Below are 20278 nucleotides of genomic sequence, written 5' to 3'. Positions count from 1 at the left end.
CCTTGCTCAATAAGCACTAAATAACGGGAGAGCGCGGATTATTACGAAGTCGCCTGTAATTGCAATGCTCCACGGCTGGCGTTGCGCAATTTTTCATCCACTTCATCCTGACTGCCAAGCGGCAGGCTCAGCCGCAGCATCACCTGAGCGGAAAACGCACTGTCAAGCACGCTGCCGCCCGCCTGCGCCACAATCCCCTCCACCAGCGTCAGTTGGGCATAGTCACAGCACAGCGTATACGCTGCCATAGGCACCTTTTGCCGACGGACCAGCGCCTGTAGCGCCTGCTGAACTCCGCTGCCATAGGCCCTGACCAATCCACCGGTGCCCAGCTTGATCCCACCGTAGTAACGCACGACGACCGCACACACCTCGCCTACGCCGCTGCCCATCAGCTGGGCCAGCATAGGCTTTCCCGCCGTACCAGACGGCTCACCGTCATCTGAAAAACCCAGCCGCTGAGTATCCCCCGGCGCACCGGCCACGAATGCCCAGCAGTGATGGCGCGCATCAGGGTGCGCTCGCCGCGTCTCCTGGACGAACGCCTTCGCCGCGTCAACCCCCGGCGTGTGAGCCAGTAACGTAATGAAGCGGCTTTTCTTTATCTCCTCACAGACGCTGACCGGCTGCGCAGGCACGGGGTACGAATGTGGCATCAGGCGAGATGCAGGTCGCGCGTCATATTTTCTACGCCGTGCGCATGGAAGATCACATTATCCTCAATGCGAATGCCGCCATAGGGGCGCAGGGCGTCGATGCGACTACGGTTAAAGTGCTGGCCAAACTCCCCCTCGAGCCAAGGAGCAAGCAGCGTATCGATAAAATAGAGGCCCGGCTCAATGGTCATTACCATGCCTGGCTCCATGATTCGGGTGCAGCGCAAATAGGGGTACCGATCCGGCGCCGCCATCTGCGTCCCCAGCTCGTCCTGCATAAAACCTGCCACATCATGTACCTGCAGACCGAGCGGGTGCCCCAGCCCATGCGGCAGGAACGGCGTGGTCAGCCCTTGGGCGACGGCCGCCTCATCGCTGATACCGGTCAGGATATGATGATGACGAAGGATCGCGGCCAAACGCTGATGGAACTGCAAATTATAATCGGTATAACGCACGCCGGTTTGCAGCGTGGCAATTAACGCCTGCTGAGCCTGATTCACCTCTGCGACCAGCGCGGCAAAGTCACTCTGTCCGTTGGCCGCATAGGTGCGCGTTAGATCGGCGGCATAGCCATGAAACTCCGCACCCGCATCGATCAGAAAACTGTGCATCTCAGACGGCGCTCGCCGCTCTAGGTGCGTATAGTGCAGCACCGCGGCATGCCGGTTCAGGGCGATGATATTGTCGTACGGTACGTCATTCTCTCCCTGCCCGGTCGCGCTCAGATAGGCGAGATTGATATCAAATTCGCTCATGCCTGCGCGGAAGGCCTCCAGTGCAGCCTGGTGGCCATCCACGGCGATTTTCTGCGCCTCACGCATGCAGGCCTGCTCATACTCGCTCTTGTACGCGCGGTGATAGTGCAGGAAATTCAGCACGGCCTGCGGGTTCTGATGCGCCTCATCGATGCCAAGGCTGCGCGCCCGATCCGCGTTCGGCCCGATATACGCGACGTTGCCGCGCGCGGCGGGCAGCAGAGCGGCGATATCATCGGCATGACGCAGCGCCGTCATCTCTACCTGCTCGGTCCAAAATGCCTGCGGCAGCGGCGAAACGCTGTGCCAGTAATCCTGGGGAGCGTAAAACCACAGCTTGGGCTTGTTGACACCATCGATCCACAGCCAGCAGTTCGGCACCTGGGTCACCGGTACCCAGGCTTTAAAATGCGGGTTGATCTTGAAAGGGTAATCCTGATCGTCCAAGAAACGCGCGATAGGTTCGCCGGAGTGAATCAGCAGCGCATCCAGCTGATGGCGTTCCAGAATGGTACGCGCGCGCTGCTGCAGCGTGGCGAGGTGCTTCGTATAGAGTGAGGCCAGAGTGTCCATGTCATTACCCTTTACAGACGTCGATTGGCGTCATCTTAGCACAGGGTATTGCACAAAACTCCCCCTGACCGCAGGGCGGTCTGGGGGGTAAAGTGCGAGGCGCCGTCCCGATACAAACGATACGACGCCGCGCCCTCGCGCATCAGATAAAGGCAAAGGCATCGCCGTAAATATGATCTGGATTGGCCTCACGCTCGGCACAGAAACGCTCCCGAGCAATCTTAGCCATCTCGAAACGCCCGGCGATATAGATATCGTGCTGGGCCAATGAGCCAAAGTCCTGCATCACGGCGCTGATCACCGTGCCGCTTCGCCCTTGCCAATCGGCATCCGGCTGCTCTACGGTCGGGATTACCTTCAGCTGGGGATAACGCGCACTCAGCGCATACAGCTCATTGAGATCATACAGATGCTTCAGCTCGCGTCCGCCCCAATAGAGAGAGATCTCACGCTGCGGCTGCTGAGACAGCGCCATCAGCAGAATCGAGCGGGTATAGGAGAAACCGGTGCCGCCGGCGATCAGCACCAGCGGGCGCAGGCTGTCTTCGCGCAGCCAGGCATCGCCGTGAGGCATATCGACGCACAGCGTGCGATCCTGCAGGATGCGATCCATGACGGCCATGGCGTAGAGATTAAGCTCCGAAGCGCCGATGTGCAGTTCAATGCAATCGCTCTGCAGCGGCGTGGATGCCATAGAGAACGGGCGCTTATCCCGCTCATCCATCACGACCATCAGGTATTGACCAGCGCGAAAATCGACGGCACGCCCCGGCACCAGACGTACGCGGTACACGGTATCCGTGATGGCATCTACTGAAGTAACTTTACAGCTCAACGTTGTCATGTGATTACTCTATTGGGTCATTAGCGCAGCACTCAGGCTCACTGCGCATCCTTGTCGTTAGCAAAAATGTCCAATTCATTCCACAGGGTATCTACCCGCACGCGTACGGCCTCATCCATCACGATAGGATGTCCCCACTCCCGCTGGGTTTCGCCCGGCCACTTGTTCGTGGCATCCAGCCCCATCTTCGATCCTAGGCCGGACACCGGCGAGGCAAAGTCCAGATAGTCTATCGGGGTATTCTCGATCAACAGCGTATCACGCGCGGGGTCCATTCGCGTCGTCAGCGCCCAGATCACATCCTGCCAATCACGGGCATTGATATCATCGTCACAGACAATCACAAACTTGGTGTACATAAATTGACGCAGAAATGACCACACGCCCATCATCACTCGCTTGGCGTGCCCCGGATACTGCTTCTTCATCGTCACCACCGCCATACGGTAGGAGCACCCCTCCGGCGGCAGATAAAAGTCCACGATCTCCGGAAACTGCTTCTGCAACAGGGGAACAAACACCTCATTCAGCGCCAGCCCCAACACCGCTGGCTCATCGGGAGGACGGCCGGTATAGGTCGAATGATAAATCGGCCGATCGCGTTGCGTCAGGTGGGTCACGGTAAATACCGGGAAACGCTCCACTTCATTATAGTATCCGGTATGGTCGCCATAGGGCCCCTCTGGCGCCGTCTCCCCCGGCTCAATGTAGCCTTCCAGGACGATCTCGGCGCTGGCCGGAACCTCTAAATCGCAGGATAGGCATTTGACGACCTCGCTTTTATGGCCACGCAGCAGGCCGGCAAAGGCGTATTCCGACAGCGAGTCCGGCACCGGCGTAACCGCCGCAAGCAGCGTTGCCGGATCGGCGCCGAGCGCCACCGCCACCGGGAAACGCTCACCGGGATGCGCCTGACACCACTCCTGGAAATCGAGTGCGCCGCCGCGATGGGACAGCCAACGCATGATAAGCTTATTTTTACCCAGCACCTGCTGGCGATAGATCCCCAGGTTTTGACGCGACTTACAGGGGCCCCGGGTCACCGTTAACCCCCAGGAGACCAGCGGAGCGACATCCTGCGGCCAGCAGTGCATCACCGGCAGCGTGGCCAGATCGACATCGTCGCCCTGGAATACCCGCGCCTGACAGGGTGCCTTGGACAGACGCTTGGTCGGCATATTTAAGATCTGCTTAAACTGCGGCAGCTTCTCCACCAGGTCGCGAAACCCTTTCGGCGGATCCGGCTCCTTCAGAAAGGCCAGCAGCTTACCGACATCACGCAGCGCACCCACCTCCTCCTGCCCCATGCCCAGGGCCACCCGCTGTGGCGTACCGAACAGGTTACACAGCACCGGAATATCGTAGCCTTTGGGGTTTTCGAACAGCAGCGCCGGGCCACCGGCGCGCAGAGTGCGATCGGCGATCTCGGTCATTTCCAGATAGGGATCGATGGACTGTTGGATACGCTTTAATTCACCCCGCTGTTCAAGCAAGGCAATGAATTCACGCAAGTCACGGTATTTCATAGCATTCTTATCGATTCGGGTGAAGAGCCCATTATAAGCGTTCTTCACCCGACTTGCTGTACTTTTGTTACAATCGAGTAACCCATACGGCAAGAAACGCGTCGCTCGCGGCGCCCGTTTAACGGCAGTGGAACGGCACCAGCGCGGCTAACGCCTGCGTATCATGGTACTCGTGGGTCTCCTCGCCGTGGCGAAAGACCTTGTAGCCCTGCGCCTTAGCGCTGTAATACTGCAGGGTTTCACCACTGACGTGCAGCAGGCTGCCTTCGCGCAGGGCGATCACGGACTCGCTGGGGTTCACCGCGCAGAACTCGGCGATGCGTTCATCGCGCGTTTCCCCCATATGTCCGCTGAGGTGAGCATCGATATAGTGCGGGTTAATCTGCACCGGAAACAGTCCCAGCGATGGCAGCACCACGCTGTTACGCACCGGCATATCGTTAGTGGTACGGATGCTTGGCGTAGCCACGTTACAGCCGGCGCTCCAGCCAATATAGGGAATGCCGCGCTCACGCACCGCCCGCTGGATCGGCACGATCAGGCCATGCTCATGCAGCATCTGATTCAGTACCCAGGTATTACCACCGCTGATCAGGATACACTCCGCCTCCTCCAGCGCCTTGACCGGATCGGCGTGGTGATGAATGCTCTCCACGGTAATCCCCAGCGAATGCTCCAGCTCAGCGGCACGGGCATCATAGCTGCTGCGGATCAGGGCATATGGGATAAGCAGAGCCCGGCGGATCTTCTTCTCCAGCAGCATTGACTGGATCATCCCTTTGGCATAGCCCAGCAGCTCAGACTCACCGGATACTTTGCCATTACTCAGTAAAAATAACTCCATGATCTCCCCCGAGGTAGTGCGTAGCCGCCGTCGAACGCCACCCTATGGCGCCCTCCGGCGATACGCGGTCATTTTTCCCGGCCTTTATAACTAAACATCCGGCTTATTGATGTGATCTTATGCCAGCCCTTAGTAAAAAAGCAGGTCAAAACACGCAGTTGGTGAGCAAATGCGCACATGCCGACGCAGGTCGCTTCTGCGGGCAGCCGTGAATATGATAGGCTGCGCGGTATAAGAGGAGTATGAGCGTATGGAATCCTGGTATTTGTTATATTGCAAACGGGGCCAGTTAACCCGGGCGCGTGAGCACCTGACGCGTCAGGAGATCCCCTGCGTTACGCCCATGATCACCCTGGAAAAGGTAGTGCGGGGCAAACGTACGCAGGTGCAGGAACCCATGTTCCCCAACTACATGTTTATTGAGCTGGATCCCGAGCGGATCCATACCACCACGGTACAGTCGACCCGCGGCGTTAGCCACTTTGTCCGCTTTGGCAAGTTACCCGCCACCGTGCCCTTTAGCATCGTTAAGCAGCTGATGATGGCGCCCACGCCTACCGCGATCGCGCCGCAAACGCCGATCCCCGGCGATCGGGTGCGCATTACCCAGGGTGCCTTCAGCGGCATGGAGGCGATTTACCGCGAAAGCGACGGGGAAAAACGCGCGATCTTACTGCTTAACCTGCTGAATCAAGAGGTGAGCCATACGCTAAGTAACAGCGCGTTTGAAAAGATCCTCTGAGCTGACCGAATATACCGGTAACAAAAAGCCCGCATCCGCGGGCTTTTTACTTTATCACCGTCAGAAAAGAGTCAGCGCGTCATCTCTGCATCATGCAGCCACTGTGCCACACGCTTGGCAAAATAGGTCAGCACGCCATCGGCGCCCGCCCGCTTGAAGCAAATCAGGGACTCCATGATCGCCGGCTTCTCCTGCAGCCAACCGTTCTGGATCGCAGCCATATGCATGGCATACTCACCGGAGACCTGATAGGCGAAGGTCGGCACGCCAAAGGTATCTTTCACTCGGCGTAATACGTCCAGATACGGCATACCTGGTTTAACCATCACCATATCGGCCCCCTCCTGCAGATCCTGAGCCACCTCCTGCAGCGCCTCATCCCCGTTAGCCGGGTCCATCTGATAGGTTTTCTTGTTGCCGCCCTTCAGGTTCCCAGAGGAGCCCAGCGCATCGCGGAACGGACCGTAGTAGCAAGAGGCATACTTCGCGGAGTAAGCCATGATCTGGGTATTGACCAGCTTTTGGCTCTCCAGCATGCTGCGGATAGCGCCAATGCGGCCATCCATCATATCGCTCGGCGCCACGATATCGGCACCGGCCTCGGCATGGGATAAGGCCTGACGCACCAGGATCTCTTTCGTGATATCGTTGACGACGTAGCCGTCCTCATCGATCACGCCATCCTGGCCGTGCGTCGTATACGGATCCAGCGCGACGTCGGTTAAGATGCCAAGCTCAGGCACCGCATCCTTCAGAGCCCGCACCGCGCGCTGCACCAGACCATCGCTGCTGTACGCCTCTTCGGCATACAGCGATTTTTTATCCGTACCGACCACCGGGAACAGCGACAGCACCGGCACGCCCAGCTTAGCGACGGCCTCGGCCTCACGAACCAGGACATCGATGGTCATGCGCTGAACCCCCGGCATGGAGGAGACCGCCTCCTGATGGTTGTTCCCCTCCATCACAAACACCGGATAGATCAGATCGTCAACCGTCAGCACGTTTTCGGCACACAGACGGCGACTAAAATCATGCCGGCGCAGACGGCGCAGGCGACGCCCCGGAAAGGCGCCTGGAAATGCATAGCTCACGGTAATCTCCTCTACTTATGCCAGCCTAAACAGTTGGCGGGCATTGTTTTCAGTCACCTGCTTCAGCCAGTTGGCATCCTGTTGACGCCAGCGAGCCGCCTGCTCCGCGATGTGGGGCAAAAAGCAGGGTTCATTACGCCGCGACTTCGGTTTGGGTTGTATATCGCGCGGCAATAAATAAGGGGCATCCGTCTCCAGCAGCAATCGTTCAGCGGGAATGTGCGGCAGCAGCGCCCGCAGAGGCATGCCTCGCCGTTCATCGCAGATCCAGCCGGTAATGCCAATATACAGCCCCAGCGACAGGCATGCATCCAGCTCGTCGCGGGTACCGGTAAAACAGTGCAGTACCGCACCGGGAAGACGGCTCAGCCAGGGACGCAAGAGCGCGATAAACCGCGCGTGAGCCTCTCGGCAGTGCAGGAATACGGGTTTCCCGATCTGGGCCGCCAGCGCTAACTGCGCCTCAAAGGCCGCCTCCTGCTGCGCCGGCGTCGAGAAGTTACGGGCAAAATCCAACCCGCACTCGCCGACGGCAACGACCGCCGGTGAACGCAGCAGCGGTTCAAGATCGGCGGCGCTATTTTCATTCCAGCGATGGGCATCGTGGGGATGCACGCCGGCCGTCGCCCAGCAAAAGTCAGGGTATGCCTGCGCCAGATGCAGAGCCTGCGCGCTTTCCGTCAGGTTAGTACCGGTAATTATCATACCATTTAATCCCGCCTGACGCGCTCGAGCAACCACCTGCGGCACATCGCCGCTAAACTGGCCGTTGGTTAGATTGACACCGATATCCAGCATCGGTCTACTCCTCCTAGTGCTAAGAGCGCCACTTCGCCACGGGAGTGGCATCCACGACGGCTCATTCCGGCAGCGTAGCTGCGCATCGGCACCGGGACAACAAGCGCCATCGCCTGCGTCCCGACCAAAGCACACAGGCCGCCCTAAGGGCGGCCTGTGAAGTAAAGGGAGAATCAGCTCGCTTTGGGCTGTTCTTCATCGTGTGACGCCTCGTCTTCATCCTCTTCTTCCGGATCGCGACGGCGCTTGCCGACATAGAAACGCGCGAAGAAGACGCCGACTTCAAACAGCAGACACATCGGGATCGCCAGCAGCGTCTGCGAAAAGACGTCCGGCGGCGTCAGCAGCATGCCAACAACGAAGGCGCCGACGACAACGTAGGGCCGCTTTTTCTTCAGCTCTGCCGGGGTGGTAACGCCAGTCCAGCACAGCAGAATAATAGCAACCGGCACCTCGAACGAGACGCCAAACGCCATAAACAGCGCCATGACAAAGTCGAGGTAGTTATTGATGTCGGTAGCAATCGTCACCCCGGCCGGCGCGGTTTTGGCAAAAAAGCCAAACGCCAGCGGAAAGACCACAAAATAGGCAAACGCCATGCCGATATAGAACAGCAGCGTACTGGAGACCAGCAGCGGCGTCAGCATCCGGCGCTCATGCTTGTACAGCGCCGGCGCCACAAAGGCCCAGACCTGATACAGGATAAACGGCGCGGAGACGAAAACTGACACAATCATGGTCAGCTTAATCGGCGTAAAGAAGGGGGACGCCACGTCGGTCGCGATCATGCTGGCGCCATGCGGCAGCTGATTGATCAACGGGGCAGAAACCAGGTGGTAGATATCATTGGCAAAGTAGACCAGTGCCAGGAATACCACCAGGATACAAATAATTGCATTCAACAGCCGCTTACGCAGCTCGATCAAATGACTAATCAACGGCTGGGTATCTTCAACGGCCATGCTGCGAACTATCGTGTGAGGTGGAAGGAGAAGATGCGGGCTGCGCACTGGCAGTCACGGCATCGGCGTGGGTGGCGGGGGCGGCCTGCGCAGCCGGTGCTTCCTGCACCGCGCTCTGACGCGGCGCGAGCGCTGCGTCAGCCTCCGGCTTGGGCATATCCGCATGTGGGATCGTTTCCGCCGCCGAAGGCTCCTTTTCCGTATCGGATCCAGTGATCTCTGAATGATAACTGCGTTTCATTGATTCGGCCGCCTGCTTCAGTTCATCCATGGAGGCCTTCAGCTCCGGCGTCAAATTCTGCAAGCCGGCCGATTCGGCCTTCTTGAGACTGTCCTGCAACTCCTGCAGCTTCAATTCCTGCGACAGTTCGTTCTGAACCGACGTTGCCAACGAACGCAGCGCCCTGATCCATCCCGCAACCGTACGCACCGCTACCGGCAACCGCTCCGGCCCAAGCACCACCAGGCCGATGACCATTACCAGCAGCAGTTCACTAAATCCGATGTCAAACACGGTTTACACCTGCTCTTTATTCTGACTCTTGGACTCTTCTTTCTTCACTTCAGGCTGCTGCTCAACGATCGATTTGAAATCTGCATCCTGAGGTGCCGCACTGCTGTTTGCATTGGTGGAGGGAGGCGTTTTTTCTTCATCGCCAATGGCTTTCTTAAAGCCTTTGATCGATGCGCCCAGATCCGAACCCAGAGTACGCAGCTTATTGGTGCCAAACAGCAACACCACGATCACTGCAATAATCAACAACTGCCAAATGCTGATACCGCCCATTTTTACTCACCTCTATCGCAAGGGGTTATATTCGTGACGCCGCATTATACGGTACACATCGTCATTTTGAACGCCTTTCGGCCTTCGACATCTCCCTAATTCGGGGTATGGATCACCGGGTATAACGCCAGCCTGCGAGCCAGATCACGACTCCAGCAACATACAGCCCTATCGGCCAGAGCGCAATATTCGCCATGGTCAGGATGGTACCACTGAGCAACAGGGTTGCGCCAATGCCGAACAGATAGCGCGCGCGGCCCTGTCTGTTGCCCTGCTGCCCCAGGCGGTGCGTCATGCTATCCATGCTGTGCTGTAGACGACGCTGCTGCTGCAGGCTGTCATACAGCAGCTCCGGCAGCTCCGGCAGCTTCTCGCTCCAGTAGGGCGCCTTAGCCTTCAGCGCCCGCATCAGCGCCGGCAGTCCGACCTGATCGTGCAGCCAGTTTTCCAAGAAGGGCTTGGCGGTGGTCCACAGATCCAGCTGCGGATACAGCTGACGCCCCAGCCCTTCGACGTACAGCAGCGTTTTCTGCAGGAGCACCAGCTGAGGCTGAACCTCCATATTAAAACGCCGTGCGGTATTGAACAGGTTGAGCAGCACGTGACCAAACGAAATCTGATCCAGCGGCTTCTCAAAGATCGGCTCACATACGGTGCGGATAGCAAACTCAAACTCTTCGACATTGGTATCCGGCGGCACCCAGCCCGAGTCGACGTGCAGCTCTGCAACCTTACGGTAATCCCGATTGAAGAAAGCAATAAAGTTTTCAGCCAGATAGCGCTTGTCCGCCTTGTTCAGACTGCCGACAATGCCGCAGTCGATCCCGATATACTGCGGATCCTGCGGGTGTTCATAGCTAACAAAGATATTGCCCGGATGCATATCGGCATGGAAGAAGCTGTCGCGGAACACCTGGGTAAAAAAGACCTGCACCCCACGCTCAGCCAACAGCTTCATATTGGTGTTCTGCGCACGCAGCGCTGCAATGTCGGATACCGGCACCCCGTAAATCCGCTCCATCACCAGTACCGACTCACGGCAATAGTCGGAAAACACCTCCGGCACATACAGCATCGGGCTGGCATCGAAGTTGCGCCGCAGCTGGATCGCATTCGCCGCCTCGCGCAGCAGATTCAGCTCATCCAGCAGGGTCTTTTCGTACTCACGGACGACCTCCCGCGGACGCAGGCGGCGCCCGTCAGGCAACAGCTTGGGCACCCATCCCGCCAGCCGGTACATCAGGCGTACATCCGCCCGGATAATCGGCTGAATATCAGGACGGATCACCTTAAGCACCACCTCTCGGCCATTCTCACGCAGCGTCGCGGTATGCACCTGCGCAATAGAGGCCGACGCCAGCGCCTGGCTGTCAAAATCGTCAAACCATTGCTCCAGCGGCCCCCCCAGCGCGGCCTCAATCTGCCGCCGCGCCAGCGCACCGTCAAACGGCGCGACCCGATCCTGCAGCAGCGCGAGCTGATCGGCGATGGCTGGCGCAAACAGATCGCGCCGGGTCGACAGCATCTGACCAAACTTGATCCACACCGGCCCCAGCGTTTGCAGCGCTAGGCGCAGCCGCTCTCCCAGCGGCTTGTCCCCGTGACGGTTACGCATCCAGAATAGGCAGCGACGCCCGATACGCAGCGGCAGGGTAATCCGCATTGGGGGGATCAGCTCATCCAGACCATAGGCGAGAAAGACCCGAATAATCAGGCAAAGTCGGCGCAGTTCACTGGGCGTCATACGCATTTCTCCAGTCGGGCAAGACGCTGTTCAAGCGCCGATGCCTGGCGCTGCAGGGCAGCGGCCTCCTCCTGAAACCAGGTAAACTCCAGCGTACCGGGTGCTAAACGCCACTCTTCGATCAGCGCATCGCGCGCGTAGTGGCGCTGGCGCCGCAGGGACCCCAGCAGCGCATGCCCGCTCCGCTGAGCCACAGAGCACAGCCCCTGTGCCACAATATCACCGGTATAGGGTGCCAGCAGCTCAGCCGGCGCCCACTCGGCCAAATCCAGCAGAGCAACCAGCTGCTGCACGACCTGAATATCGCCATCGACGCGCAGATCACCGCACTGCATCAATGCCGCCAGCTGGCGGCGTGCGCGCAGCTGGGGCAGCACGGACAGCCGCGTCGTCACCTGACAATCGACGGCGCCCTCCCACTGGGCCAACACATCGACCTGACGCTGACTAAAGATCAGGAAAAAAGGATCCTCTAGCTCCGCCAGCGAAATCTGCAGCACCCGGCCAGCCAGACGCTGGCGGGCAGACTGAAGCGCGCGATCCCGATACAGCGCAGCGTTCAGCGCCGTTTCCAGCAGCGCTGTGCACAAAGGGGTCAGCATGCCGATTCCTTCAGATTAAAATTTGTAGCCACGATGCAGCGCAACGATACCGCCGGTCAGGTTATCGTAGGTGGTGTTTTCAAACCCGGCCGACGCCATCATCCCTTTCAGGGTCTCCTGATCCGGATGCATACGAATGGACTCCGCCAGATAGCGGTAGCTGTCGCCATCGTGCGCCACCATTTCACCGATGCGCGGCAGAATATGGAAAGAGTAGGCGTCATAGGCCTTGCTCAACGCGGCGAACTGGGGCTTGGAGAACTCCAGCACCAGCAGGCGTCCACCCGGCTTCAGTACCCGGAACATGGAGCGCAGCGCCTTGTCTTTGTCCGTTACGTTACGCAGGCCAAAGGCGATGGTAATGCAGTCGAAATAGTTCTCTGGGAACGGCAGCGCCTCGGCGTTGGCCTGCACGTAGTTCAGGTTGCCGGCGATCCCCATATTGCGCAGCTTTTCGCGCCCGATTTTCAGCATCGAATCATTGATATCGGCCAGTACCACCTCCCCCTGCTCGCCGACCATACGCGAGAACTTGGCGGCCAGATCGCCGGTACCCCCGGCCAGATCGAGAACGCGCTGCCCCTGGCGTACGCCGCTGCAGTCGATGGTAAAGCGTTTCCACAGGCGGTGAATACCGAATGACATCAGATCATTCATCAGGTCGTACTTGCCCGCCACGGAGTGAAACACCTGCGCTACTTTCCCCGCCTTATCAGCGGCGGCGACGGTCTTGTAACCAAAGTGAGTGGTTTCCGGCGTTTGATCTACCATTTCTTTCCTTAGCCTAAAATTGGTGGTCGCATGGCCTCCGCATGCGGCGCGGAAGCCTCAACGTCGCCCTCTGCGGGCAACACAGTGTCAACGATAGGGTGGAGCGCGGACGGCGCGGGCCCTTACTGCACAGAGGGAGTCCCGTGATGCGCCACCACCTCGCCGGATACCGCTGCGGGATCTCCGTCCTGTGGCAGCTGGCAGGCTTCTTGTACCAGCGCCGGGCTGATCGGACGTTTCACCTCCACGCCCAGCCCGCGAAAACTTTCCACTTGGCCTATCAGATTACCACGCCCGTGGCTCAGTTTGTTCATCGCCTGGCGATAACTTGACTGAGCTCGCTCCAGACTTTGCCCAAGCGTGGACATATCATCGACGAACAAGCGCACTTTATCGTATAGCTTGGCTGCACGATCAGCGATTTTTTGCGCATTTTGACTTTGGTACTCGTAGCGCCACAAATTATTGATGGTGCGCAAAGCCACCAGCAATGTTGTCGGACTTACCAACATAATATTGTGACGTAGCGCCTCACTAATCAGCTCGGGATCGCGCTCGATCGCCGCCAAAAAGGCGGGCTCGAGGGGAATAAACATCAGCACATAGTCCAGGGTGCGTAGGCCGGGTAGCCGCTGATAATCCTTTCGCCCCAGCTGGCGAATATGGGCCCGCAGCGACAGAATATGCTGCTGCAGCGCCAGCTCACGCTCACGCTCATCCTCCGCGTTAAAAAAGCGTTCATAGGCCACCAGCGACATTTTGGCATCCACCACCACATCTTTTCCCTGGGGCAGGTGTACCACCACATCCGGCTGCATGCGCCCGCTCTCTTCCGTTTGCACGCTGACCTGAGTGCGGTATTCATGCCCTTCGCGCAGGCCGGAGGACTCCAGCACCCGGCTCAGCACCACCTCGCCCCAGTTGCCCTGCATCTTGTTGTCCCCCTTCAGTGCACGCGTCAGGTTAAGCGCCTCGCGCGCCATCTGGGCGTTCATCTGCTGCAGGCTGCGGATCTCGTGGGTCAAGGTGTGGCGCTCGCGGGCCTCTTGGCCAAAGCTATCGTTGATCTGGCGACGAAAGCCATCGAGCTGTTCGCGCAGCGGCGTCAGCAGGGCATCGAGGCTCTGCCTATTTTGTTCCTCTACCCGCCGACCGCTGTGCTCAAAAATACGGTTAGCCAGATTCTCAAACTGGACGTTCAGGCGCTGCTCCGCGTTCAGCAGCAGACGCTGCTTCTCTTCTGCGCCCATGCGCGTCTCCTCCAGCCGGATCGTCACCTCGCGCAGCTCGGCCTCTTGGGCGCTATTGACGTCACGCTGAGCGCGCAGCTCCTGGTTGAGACGCTCGCACTCCTCGTGCCACAGCCGCTGCTGGGCTATCCGCTCTTGGGCGGCGGCGAGCTGGCTATCCAGCGCACCCAGCGCCTGCTCATGGGCAACCCGCGCCTGCTGCGCCCGCAGGGCCGCCGCCAACCAACCGATGGCCATCCCGGCTAGCGATGCCGCCAGTATCCAAAGCGTTACGTTCTCCACCCTGCCTCTCCCCGTGAGATCCCTGCCCGACACGGTAATCAGCAACTGTATGGATGTCCAGAGATTACCCGTTCAGAATGCGAAACGGCGCACAGCAAAATGCTACCCTATCCACTGGCCCAGCCAGCGTATGCCCAGCATGCCCGGCGCCAGAATCCCCGCGCCCCAGATCAGCGCAGAAAGCAGATTGGCCAGCTGAAAATAGCGCTGCCGCATGGCGCAGATCCCGGCGACCAGCGGCACGGCGGCCCGTAGGGGCCCCAGGAAACGGCCAAAGAAGACGCCCCAAAATCCCCAGCGCGCAAAGTAACGGTGGCCACGCTGCAGTATCTGCGGGCTGCGCGACAGCGGCCACATATGGCCGATCTGATGCTGATAGTGGTAGCCAAGCCAATAGGAAAGCCAGTCGCCGAGAAAGGCGCCGCCTGCGGCCGCCAGCCAGACAGGGACAAACGGAACGCCGCCCTCGCCCAGCAGGGCGCTCAGCGCAAAGAGGATCACCGTCGCCGGCAGTAAAAGGGAGATAAAGGCCAGCGATTCGCCAAAGGCCAGGAAAAATACCAGCGGTACCGCCCAGCCCTGATGCAGGCGGACAAACTCGATGGTCCCTTGAATAATGCTGTCTAGCACGCCCTCATTCCTCCTACGACGGTCAAGCGTCCAGCTTACCCGTAGTCACCCCGATAAAAAACCAACGGCCGTTAAATCGACCGTCGGTTGTTATCAAAGCGCGTATGGCAGCGCGAGATCAGGCCGTTGCCTCCGCCTGCGCCGCGGCCAGCTCATCGCCGCGTTTAATCCACAGCTCACGCCATTTGCGCAGGGCCGACAGCAGGATCACCATGCCCAGCACCAGCATGATGATCGAGATCGTCCCGTTGAACAGGTTATAGCCCGCCGCCTGCGGGTTAAAGTACACGTGCTTCACCATCCAGTAACCGGCGTAGTTCACCGTAATAAACAGATAAACCAGCGGAATGATACAGGTCAGCATGTAAATACGCTTGGTCGCCAGACGCAGAATGATGGTGGCACCGATGATCAGGCCAACGGAGGCCATCAGCTGGTTAGAGACGCCAAACAGCGCCCATACCGAGTTGATATCGCCGGAGTTGAGCAGATACCCCCACAGCAGGCAGGCAACGACAGAGCAGAAAATCGAGCCGGGCAGCCAGTCGGTACGCTTCAGCGGCGCCCACAGATCGCCCAAGAAGTCCTGCAGCAGGTAGCGCGCCACGCGGGTACCGGAATCGACGGCCGTCAGAATAAAGACCGCTTCGAACATGATGACAAACTGGAAGAAGTAGGAAGCCAGGCTACTAAACCACGGCACCCGAATAAAGATATCCGTCATCCCGACCGCCAGGGTCACCGCCCCGCCGGTCCGCCCGTACAGATCCAGGCCAATCTCCTGGCTCAGCTGCGGCAGGTGGACGACCTCCATCCCCAGCCCGGCCCAGGCCTGCGCGCTGGAGTTAATGGCAAAGTAGTCCGCCGGGTGCAGCGAGGTGGCGGCGATCAGCGCCATCACCCCAACGACGCACTCCGCCAGCATCGCGCCAAAGCCCACCGGCAGAATGTCGCTCCATTTGTCGATCTGCTTCGGCGTGGTGCCGGAGCCGATAAAGGCGTGAAAACCGGAGATAGCGCCACAGGCGATGGTGATGGAGATAAACGGCCATACCGGCCCAGACAGTACCGGGCCTCCGCCGTGAATAAACTGGGTGATCGCCGGAAACTGAATTTCGGGGTTGATAAAGACCACCCCGACCACCAGCGCGCCGAAGACCCCAATCTTCATAAAGCTAGACAGGTAGCCGCGCGGCGTCAGCAGCATCCAGACCGGCAGCGCCGTCGCAAAGAAAGCATAGGCCGGCAGCAGCAGGCTTACGGTTGAGGACTTCCAGGTCAGCCACTCACCGAAGGTCGTGTGCTGAATGTAGGGTCCGGCAAAAACGCACAGAATAATTGCGGCAATCCCGGCATAGGTCGCCCCTTTCATGCTGCCGGTAATGCGTTCCCACAGCCCGACGCAGATGGCGATCGGGATAGTCATAAAGACGGCGAAGGTCCCCCACGGGTTACGCTCCAGGGCATGAACCACCACCATGGACAGGCCGGCCATGGTAATGGTGATGATAAACAGCATCGCCAAACCGGTACACCAGCCGGCAATCGGCCCCAGCTCCGATTTAGCCACCTCGGACAGTGACTTGCCCTGATGCTTCATCGACGCGAACAGCACCACCGTATCGTGTACCGCCCCACCGATGACGCAGCCGATCAGCAGCCACAGGAAGCCCGGCAGATAGCCAAACTGCGCGGCCAGCACCGGCCCGACCAGCGGCCCCGCGGCGGCAATAGCGGCAAAATGGCTGCCGAAGTTGACCCACTTCTTGGTCGGTACATAGTCTTTGCCGTCTTCATAGGTATGTGAGGGTGTGACTTCACTATCGTCGGCACGCAGCACCTTTCGCACGAAGAACAGGCCGTACAGACGGTAGCAAATAGCAAGAATACACAGCGTTGCCAGCACGAAGGTAATCGCATGTTGCATGGTTATTATCTCCCCTGAGGATTTTTCAGGGATCACCCTAACCACTTTGGCGCCGCCAGCGTCATCGCAGATCGCCCAGCGGCAACCGGGCGAATTAAACGGTCGAAAAACGCCCCCGAGCGGCAGCCGCGGGAAGGCGACGCGCGGAGCGGCGCAGAGGCGAAAGATCTGCCATGCTCATCACAGGAATCTGTCTAAAATTCCTACGTTATAGCCATATATTGTGAAAATAATCACAGTTTTTTGTCGATCATGATACCGTTTCTTCACACCAAGTGACTTGAGTCACGCATTTATCCTACGAATTTCAGTAGAGTGATCCCTTGTTCCTCAGCGGAGGATAACGATGACACAGGAGTCAGCAGCGATGTCTAAACCTGAAGTATTCCACCTCGGACTGGCCAAAAGCGATCTGCACGGTGCTACGCTGGCCATCGTGCCCGGCGACCCGGAGCGCGTGGAAAAAATTGCCAAACTGATGGAGAACCCGGTCAAGCTGGCCTCCCATCGTGAATTCACCAGCTGGCGCGCCGAGCTGGACGGTAAGGCTGTCATCGTCTGCTCCACCGGTATCGGCGGTCCGTCGACCTCCATCGCCGTGGAAGAGCTGGCACAGCTGGGTATCCGTACCTTCCTGCGCGTCGGGACCACCGGCGCCATTCAGCCGCACATCAACGTCGGCGACGTGCTGGTCACCACCGCCTCCGTACGCCTTGACGGCGCCAGCCTGCACTTCGCGCCGATGGAGTTCCCGGCCGTTGCCGACTTCACCTGCACCACCGCGCTGGTCGATGCCGCCCGCGCCGTCGGCGCCGCGACCCACGTCGGGATCACCGCCTCCTCCGACACCTTCTACCCGGGTCAGGAGCGCTATGACACCTTCTCAGGCCGCGTCACCCGCCGTTTCCGCGGCTCGATGAAAGAGTGGCAAGAGATGGGCGTGATGAACTTCGAGATGGAGTCCGCCACGCTGCTGACCATGTGCTCCAGCCAGGGGCTGCGCGCCGGGATGGTCGCCGGGGTCATCGTCAACCGCACCCAGCAAGAGATCCCTAACGCGGAAACCATGAAGCAGACCGAATCGCACGCGGTAAAAATCGTCGTCGATGCCGCACGCCGTCTGCTGCAGGACTAAGTATCTCCACGGTATTGCGGGCGAGAGCCGTCGCTCCCGCCCGTTTTTACGCCTGCGTCTGCGCGCGCAGCAAACGCGCCGCCGCCACCATGTTACTCAGCGCACGACGGGTCTCCTCCCAGCCGCGCGTCTTTAAACCACAGTCCGGATTCACCCACAGCCTCTCGGCGGGAATATGCTGTGCCGCCCGACGCAGCAGCGAGACCATCGCCGCCTGCGTCGGCACGTTCGGTGAGTGGATATCGTACACCCCGGGGCCGACCTCATTGGGATAGTCGAAGCGAGAAAAGGCCTCCAGCAGCTCCATATCCGATCGCGCCGTTTCAATGGTGATCACGTCGGCATCCAGCGCCGCAATCGCCGCCATGATGTCATTGAACTCGCAGTAGCACATATGGGTATGGATCTGGGTATCATCGTACGCCACCGCCGCCGTTAGGCGAAACGCCGCCACGGCCCACGCCAGGTACGCCTGCCACTCATCCTGACGCAGCGGCAGGCCCTCGCGCAGCGCGGGCTCGTCGATTTGAATGATGCCGATCCCCGCGCGCTGCAGGTCGTCTACCTCGTCGCGCAGCGCCAGCGCCAGCTGACGAGCGATCACCTCTCGCGGCACATCTTCACGAGCAAACGACCAGCACAGCATCGTTATCGGACCGGTCAGCATGCCCTTCACCGGCCGGGAGGTCTGAGCCTGAGCAAAGGTGGTCCATTCGACGGTTAGCGGCGCGGGCCGACTGATATCCCCAACGATCACCGGCGGCTTCACGCAGCGTGAGCCATAGCTCTGTACCCAACCGTTACAGGTAAACACAAACCCCGCCAGCTGCTCACCGAAATACTCCACCATATCATTACGTTCGGCCTCGCCGTGCACCAGTACGTCCAGCCCCAGTCGCTCCTGCTCGCGAATCGCCTGACGGATATGTTCAGCGATCCCCCGATGGTAGTGCTGCGGGGTCAGCTGACCGCGGCGAAAGTCGAGGCGCAGGGTGCGGATAGCCGGCGTCTGCGGGAATGAACCGATGGTCGTCGTCGGCCAGAGCGGCAGAGCAAAACGCTGGCGCTGACGCCGAGCGCGCTGGGGGTATGCGCTGGTACGCTGCGTATCCGCGTCGCTTAGTGCGGCCAGGCGCTCGGTCACCGCCGGGTTATGAACCCGTTCCGAGCGACGTCGCAGGTATAGCGGCGCACTGTAGCTCAGCAGCGCCTCCCGCCGCGACGCCGGATCGTTCAGGGCCTGGGTCAGCAGCGCCAGCTCACTGCACTTCTGCAGGGCAAAGGCAAACCAGCTTTTCACCTCCTCATCCAGCTGGGTTTCGGCGCTCAGATCGATAGGCGTATGCAGCAGGGAGCAGGAACTGCCCAGCCAGACGGGCCGCTGACCGACCAGCGGCTGCAGACGCGTCTGCCAGTCGGCCAGATCGGCGCGCCAGACGTTACGGCCGCCGATCGCGCCCAGCGATAGCACCCAGTCGGCGGGCAGCTGACGGTGGAGCGCCAGCGCATCGCCCGCGCCCTGAACCAGATCGACGTGTAGCCCCTGCACCGGCAGAGCGCAGATCGTCGGCAGGTGGTGGCCGATATCGCCAAAGTAGGTGGTCAGCAGCAGCTTCACCGGCCCCCGCAGCGCCTGATACGCATGCTGATAGGCATCGCGCCACGCCGGCGGCAGCGTCAGCACCAGCGCCGGCTCATCCACCTGCACCCATTCAACCCCGCGTTCGGCCAGCGCGGCCAGCACCTGACGGTATACCGCCAGTACCTCCTCCAGCAGGCTGAGACGATCGAAAGGCGCCCCTTTTACCTTGCCGAGCCACAGGTAGGTCAGCGGCCCCAGCAGCACCGGTTTTACCCGGTATCCCAGCGCCAGCGCCTCATCCACCTCCTCTAGCAGCTGGCGCCAGCCAAAGGAAAAGCGCTGCCCCCGGGTAAACTCAGGCACGATATAGTGATAGTTGGTGTTAAACCATTTTGTCATCTCCGCCGCCGCCGCGGGCTTTCCTCCGGGCGCCCGGCCACGCGCAATCCCAAACAGCGTATCCAGATCGATCACGCCATCGGCGCGCCGGTGGCGGGCTGGGACATTCCCCAGCATCAGACTGGTCGCCAACACATGGTCATACCAGGCAAAATCGCCCACCGGCAGCAGATCGATTCCCGCCTGATGCTGCTGCCGCCAATGGCGGGCGCGCAGCTCGGCACCGCAGGCCAGTAGCGCGCTCTGGGGCGCACTGCCCGACCAATAGGCCTCCAGTGCCTTTTTCAACTCACGCTGCAGCCCTATGCGTGGAAACCCCAGGGTATGACTGATTACCTGCATCCTCTTTTACCTCGCAATGCTGATTATGGA

General features: G+C 59.7%; 19 protein-coding genes. 2 read left to right on the top strand and 17 right to left on the bottom strand.

Annotated features, from left to right (window positions below; genetic code table 11):
• Window positions 1–41 precede the first annotated feature (41 nt).
• The 5 genes from L1P05_RS00800 to pepE form a co-directional block, all read right to left on the bottom strand.
• A complete protein-coding gene (locus tag L1P05_RS00800) occupies window positions 42–656 on the bottom strand; it encodes an IMPACT family protein (protein ID WP_034168195.1) in 615 nt (204 codons plus the stop codon).
• Entirely contained in the window at window positions 656–1987 is a 1332-nt protein-coding gene (gene pepQ / locus L1P05_RS00795; RefSeq protein WP_012847039.1) for a Xaa-Pro dipeptidase, read from the bottom strand. Before pepQ ends, L1P05_RS00800 begins: the two co-directional genes overlap by 1 nt.
• 142 nt (window positions 1988–2129) lie before the next feature.
• Window positions 2130–2831, bottom strand: coding sequence for an NAD(P)H-flavin reductase (fre, locus tag L1P05_RS00790; protein ID WP_041692476.1), 702 nt, complete (start codon window positions 2829–2831; stop codon window positions 2130–2132).
• Window positions 2832–2869: 38 nt separating this feature from the next.
• Window positions 2870–4357: a 4-hydroxy-3-polyprenylbenzoate decarboxylase gene (gene ubiD, locus L1P05_RS00785; protein WP_012847037.1), complete on the bottom strand. Its 1488-nt coding sequence runs from the start codon at window positions 4355–4357 to the stop codon at window positions 2870–2872.
• A gap of 118 nt (window positions 4358–4475) precedes the next feature.
• On the bottom strand, window positions 4476–5201 hold the full coding sequence (gene pepE, locus L1P05_RS00780) for a dipeptidase PepE (protein WP_012847036.1): 726 nt from the start codon (window positions 5199–5201) through the stop codon (window positions 4476–4478).
• 250 nt (window positions 5202–5451) lie between these two features.
• Between pepE and rfaH the strand changes: the two genes are divergently transcribed.
• Window positions 5452–5943, top strand: coding sequence for a transcription/translation regulatory transformer protein RfaH (gene rfaH / locus L1P05_RS00775; RefSeq protein ID WP_012847035.1), 492 nt, complete (start codon window positions 5452–5454; stop codon window positions 5941–5943).
• A 71-nt stretch (window positions 5944–6014) separates the two neighbouring features.
• Here rfaH and hemB read toward each other — a convergent pair whose 3' ends face one another.
• The 11 genes from hemB to L1P05_RS00720 form a co-directional block, all read right to left on the bottom strand.
• Entirely contained in the window at window positions 6015–7037 is a 1023-nt protein-coding gene (hemB, locus tag L1P05_RS00770) for a porphobilinogen synthase (protein WP_012847034.1), read from the bottom strand.
• 15 nt (window positions 7038–7052) lie between these two features.
• The gene (tatD, locus tag L1P05_RS00765) at window positions 7053–7835 is read right to left on the bottom strand and encodes a 3'-5' ssDNA/RNA exonuclease TatD (protein WP_012847033.1); all 783 of its coding nucleotides are present in this window, start codon (window positions 7833–7835) and stop codon (window positions 7053–7055) included.
• A gap of 173 nt (window positions 7836–8008) precedes the next feature.
• Window positions 8009–8797 carry a Sec-independent protein translocase subunit TatC gene (gene tatC / locus L1P05_RS00760; RefSeq protein ID WP_012847032.1) on the bottom strand — a complete coding sequence of 263 codons (789 nt, stop codon included), beginning with the start codon at window positions 8795–8797 and terminating at the stop codon, window positions 8009–8011.
• Window positions 8787–9311 carry a Sec-independent protein translocase protein TatB gene (tatB, locus tag L1P05_RS00755; RefSeq protein WP_012847031.1) on the bottom strand — a complete coding sequence of 175 codons (525 nt, stop codon included), beginning with the start codon at window positions 9309–9311 and terminating at the stop codon, window positions 8787–8789. The genes tatC and tatB overlap by 11 nt, the downstream gene beginning before the upstream one ends.
• A gap of 3 nt (window positions 9312–9314) precedes the next feature.
• A complete protein-coding gene (gene tatA, locus L1P05_RS00750) occupies window positions 9315–9584 on the bottom strand; it encodes a Sec-independent protein translocase subunit TatA (RefSeq protein ID WP_012847030.1) in 270 nt (89 codons plus the stop codon).
• A 112-nt stretch (window positions 9585–9696) separates the two neighbouring features.
• The gene (gene ubiB, locus L1P05_RS00745) at window positions 9697–11328 is read right to left on the bottom strand and encodes a ubiquinone biosynthesis regulatory protein kinase UbiB (protein ID WP_012847029.1); all 1632 of its coding nucleotides are present in this window, start codon (window positions 11326–11328) and stop codon (window positions 9697–9699) included.
• Window positions 11325–11930, bottom strand: coding sequence for a ubiquinone biosynthesis protein UbiJ (ubiJ, locus tag L1P05_RS00740; protein ID WP_012847028.1), 606 nt, complete (start codon window positions 11928–11930; stop codon window positions 11325–11327). Before ubiJ ends, ubiB begins: the two co-directional genes overlap by 4 nt.
• A gap of 15 nt (window positions 11931–11945) precedes the next feature.
• Window positions 11946–12701 carry a bifunctional demethylmenaquinone methyltransferase/2-methoxy-6-polyprenyl-1,4-benzoquinol methylase UbiE gene (gene ubiE / locus L1P05_RS00735; RefSeq protein ID WP_012847027.1) on the bottom strand — a complete coding sequence of 252 codons (756 nt, stop codon included), beginning with the start codon at window positions 12699–12701 and terminating at the stop codon, window positions 11946–11948.
• Window positions 12702–12823: 122 nt separating this feature from the next.
• Window positions 12824–14188: a DNA recombination protein RmuC gene (gene rmuC / locus L1P05_RS00730; protein WP_071818495.1), complete on the bottom strand. Its 1365-nt coding sequence runs from the start codon at window positions 14186–14188 to the stop codon at window positions 12824–12826.
• Between the two features lie 147 nt (window positions 14189–14335).
• The gene (locus L1P05_RS00725) at window positions 14336–14863 is read right to left on the bottom strand and encodes a DedA family protein (RefSeq protein WP_012847025.1); all 528 of its coding nucleotides are present in this window, start codon (window positions 14861–14863) and stop codon (window positions 14336–14338) included.
• Window positions 14864–14981: 118 nt separating this feature from the next.
• The gene (locus L1P05_RS00720) at window positions 14982–16790 is read right to left on the bottom strand and encodes a carbon starvation CstA family protein (RefSeq protein ID WP_012847024.1); all 1809 of its coding nucleotides are present in this window, start codon (window positions 16788–16790) and stop codon (window positions 14982–14984) included.
• 367 nt (window positions 16791–17157) lie between these two features.
• On the opposite strand from L1P05_RS00720, the gene udp reads away from it, so the two are divergent.
• Complete coding sequence (udp, locus tag L1P05_RS00715; RefSeq protein WP_012847023.1) at window positions 17158–17925, top strand: uridine phosphorylase; 768 nt, start codon at window positions 17158–17160, stop codon at window positions 17923–17925.
• A gap of 46 nt (window positions 17926–17971) precedes the next feature.
• Here udp and metE read toward each other — a convergent pair whose 3' ends face one another.
• Entirely contained in the window at window positions 17972–20248 is a 2277-nt protein-coding gene (gene metE / locus L1P05_RS00710) for a 5-methyltetrahydropteroyltriglutamate--homocysteine S-methyltransferase (protein ID WP_012847022.1), read from the bottom strand.
• Between the last annotated feature and the right edge of the window lie 30 nt (window positions 20249–20278).

Source organism: Edwardsiella piscicida (assembly GCF_021733145.1).
Classification (GTDB): Bacteria; Pseudomonadota; Gammaproteobacteria; order Enterobacterales; family Enterobacteriaceae; genus Edwardsiella; species Edwardsiella piscicida.
This window is presented reverse-complemented; position numbering and strand designations above follow the sequence as displayed.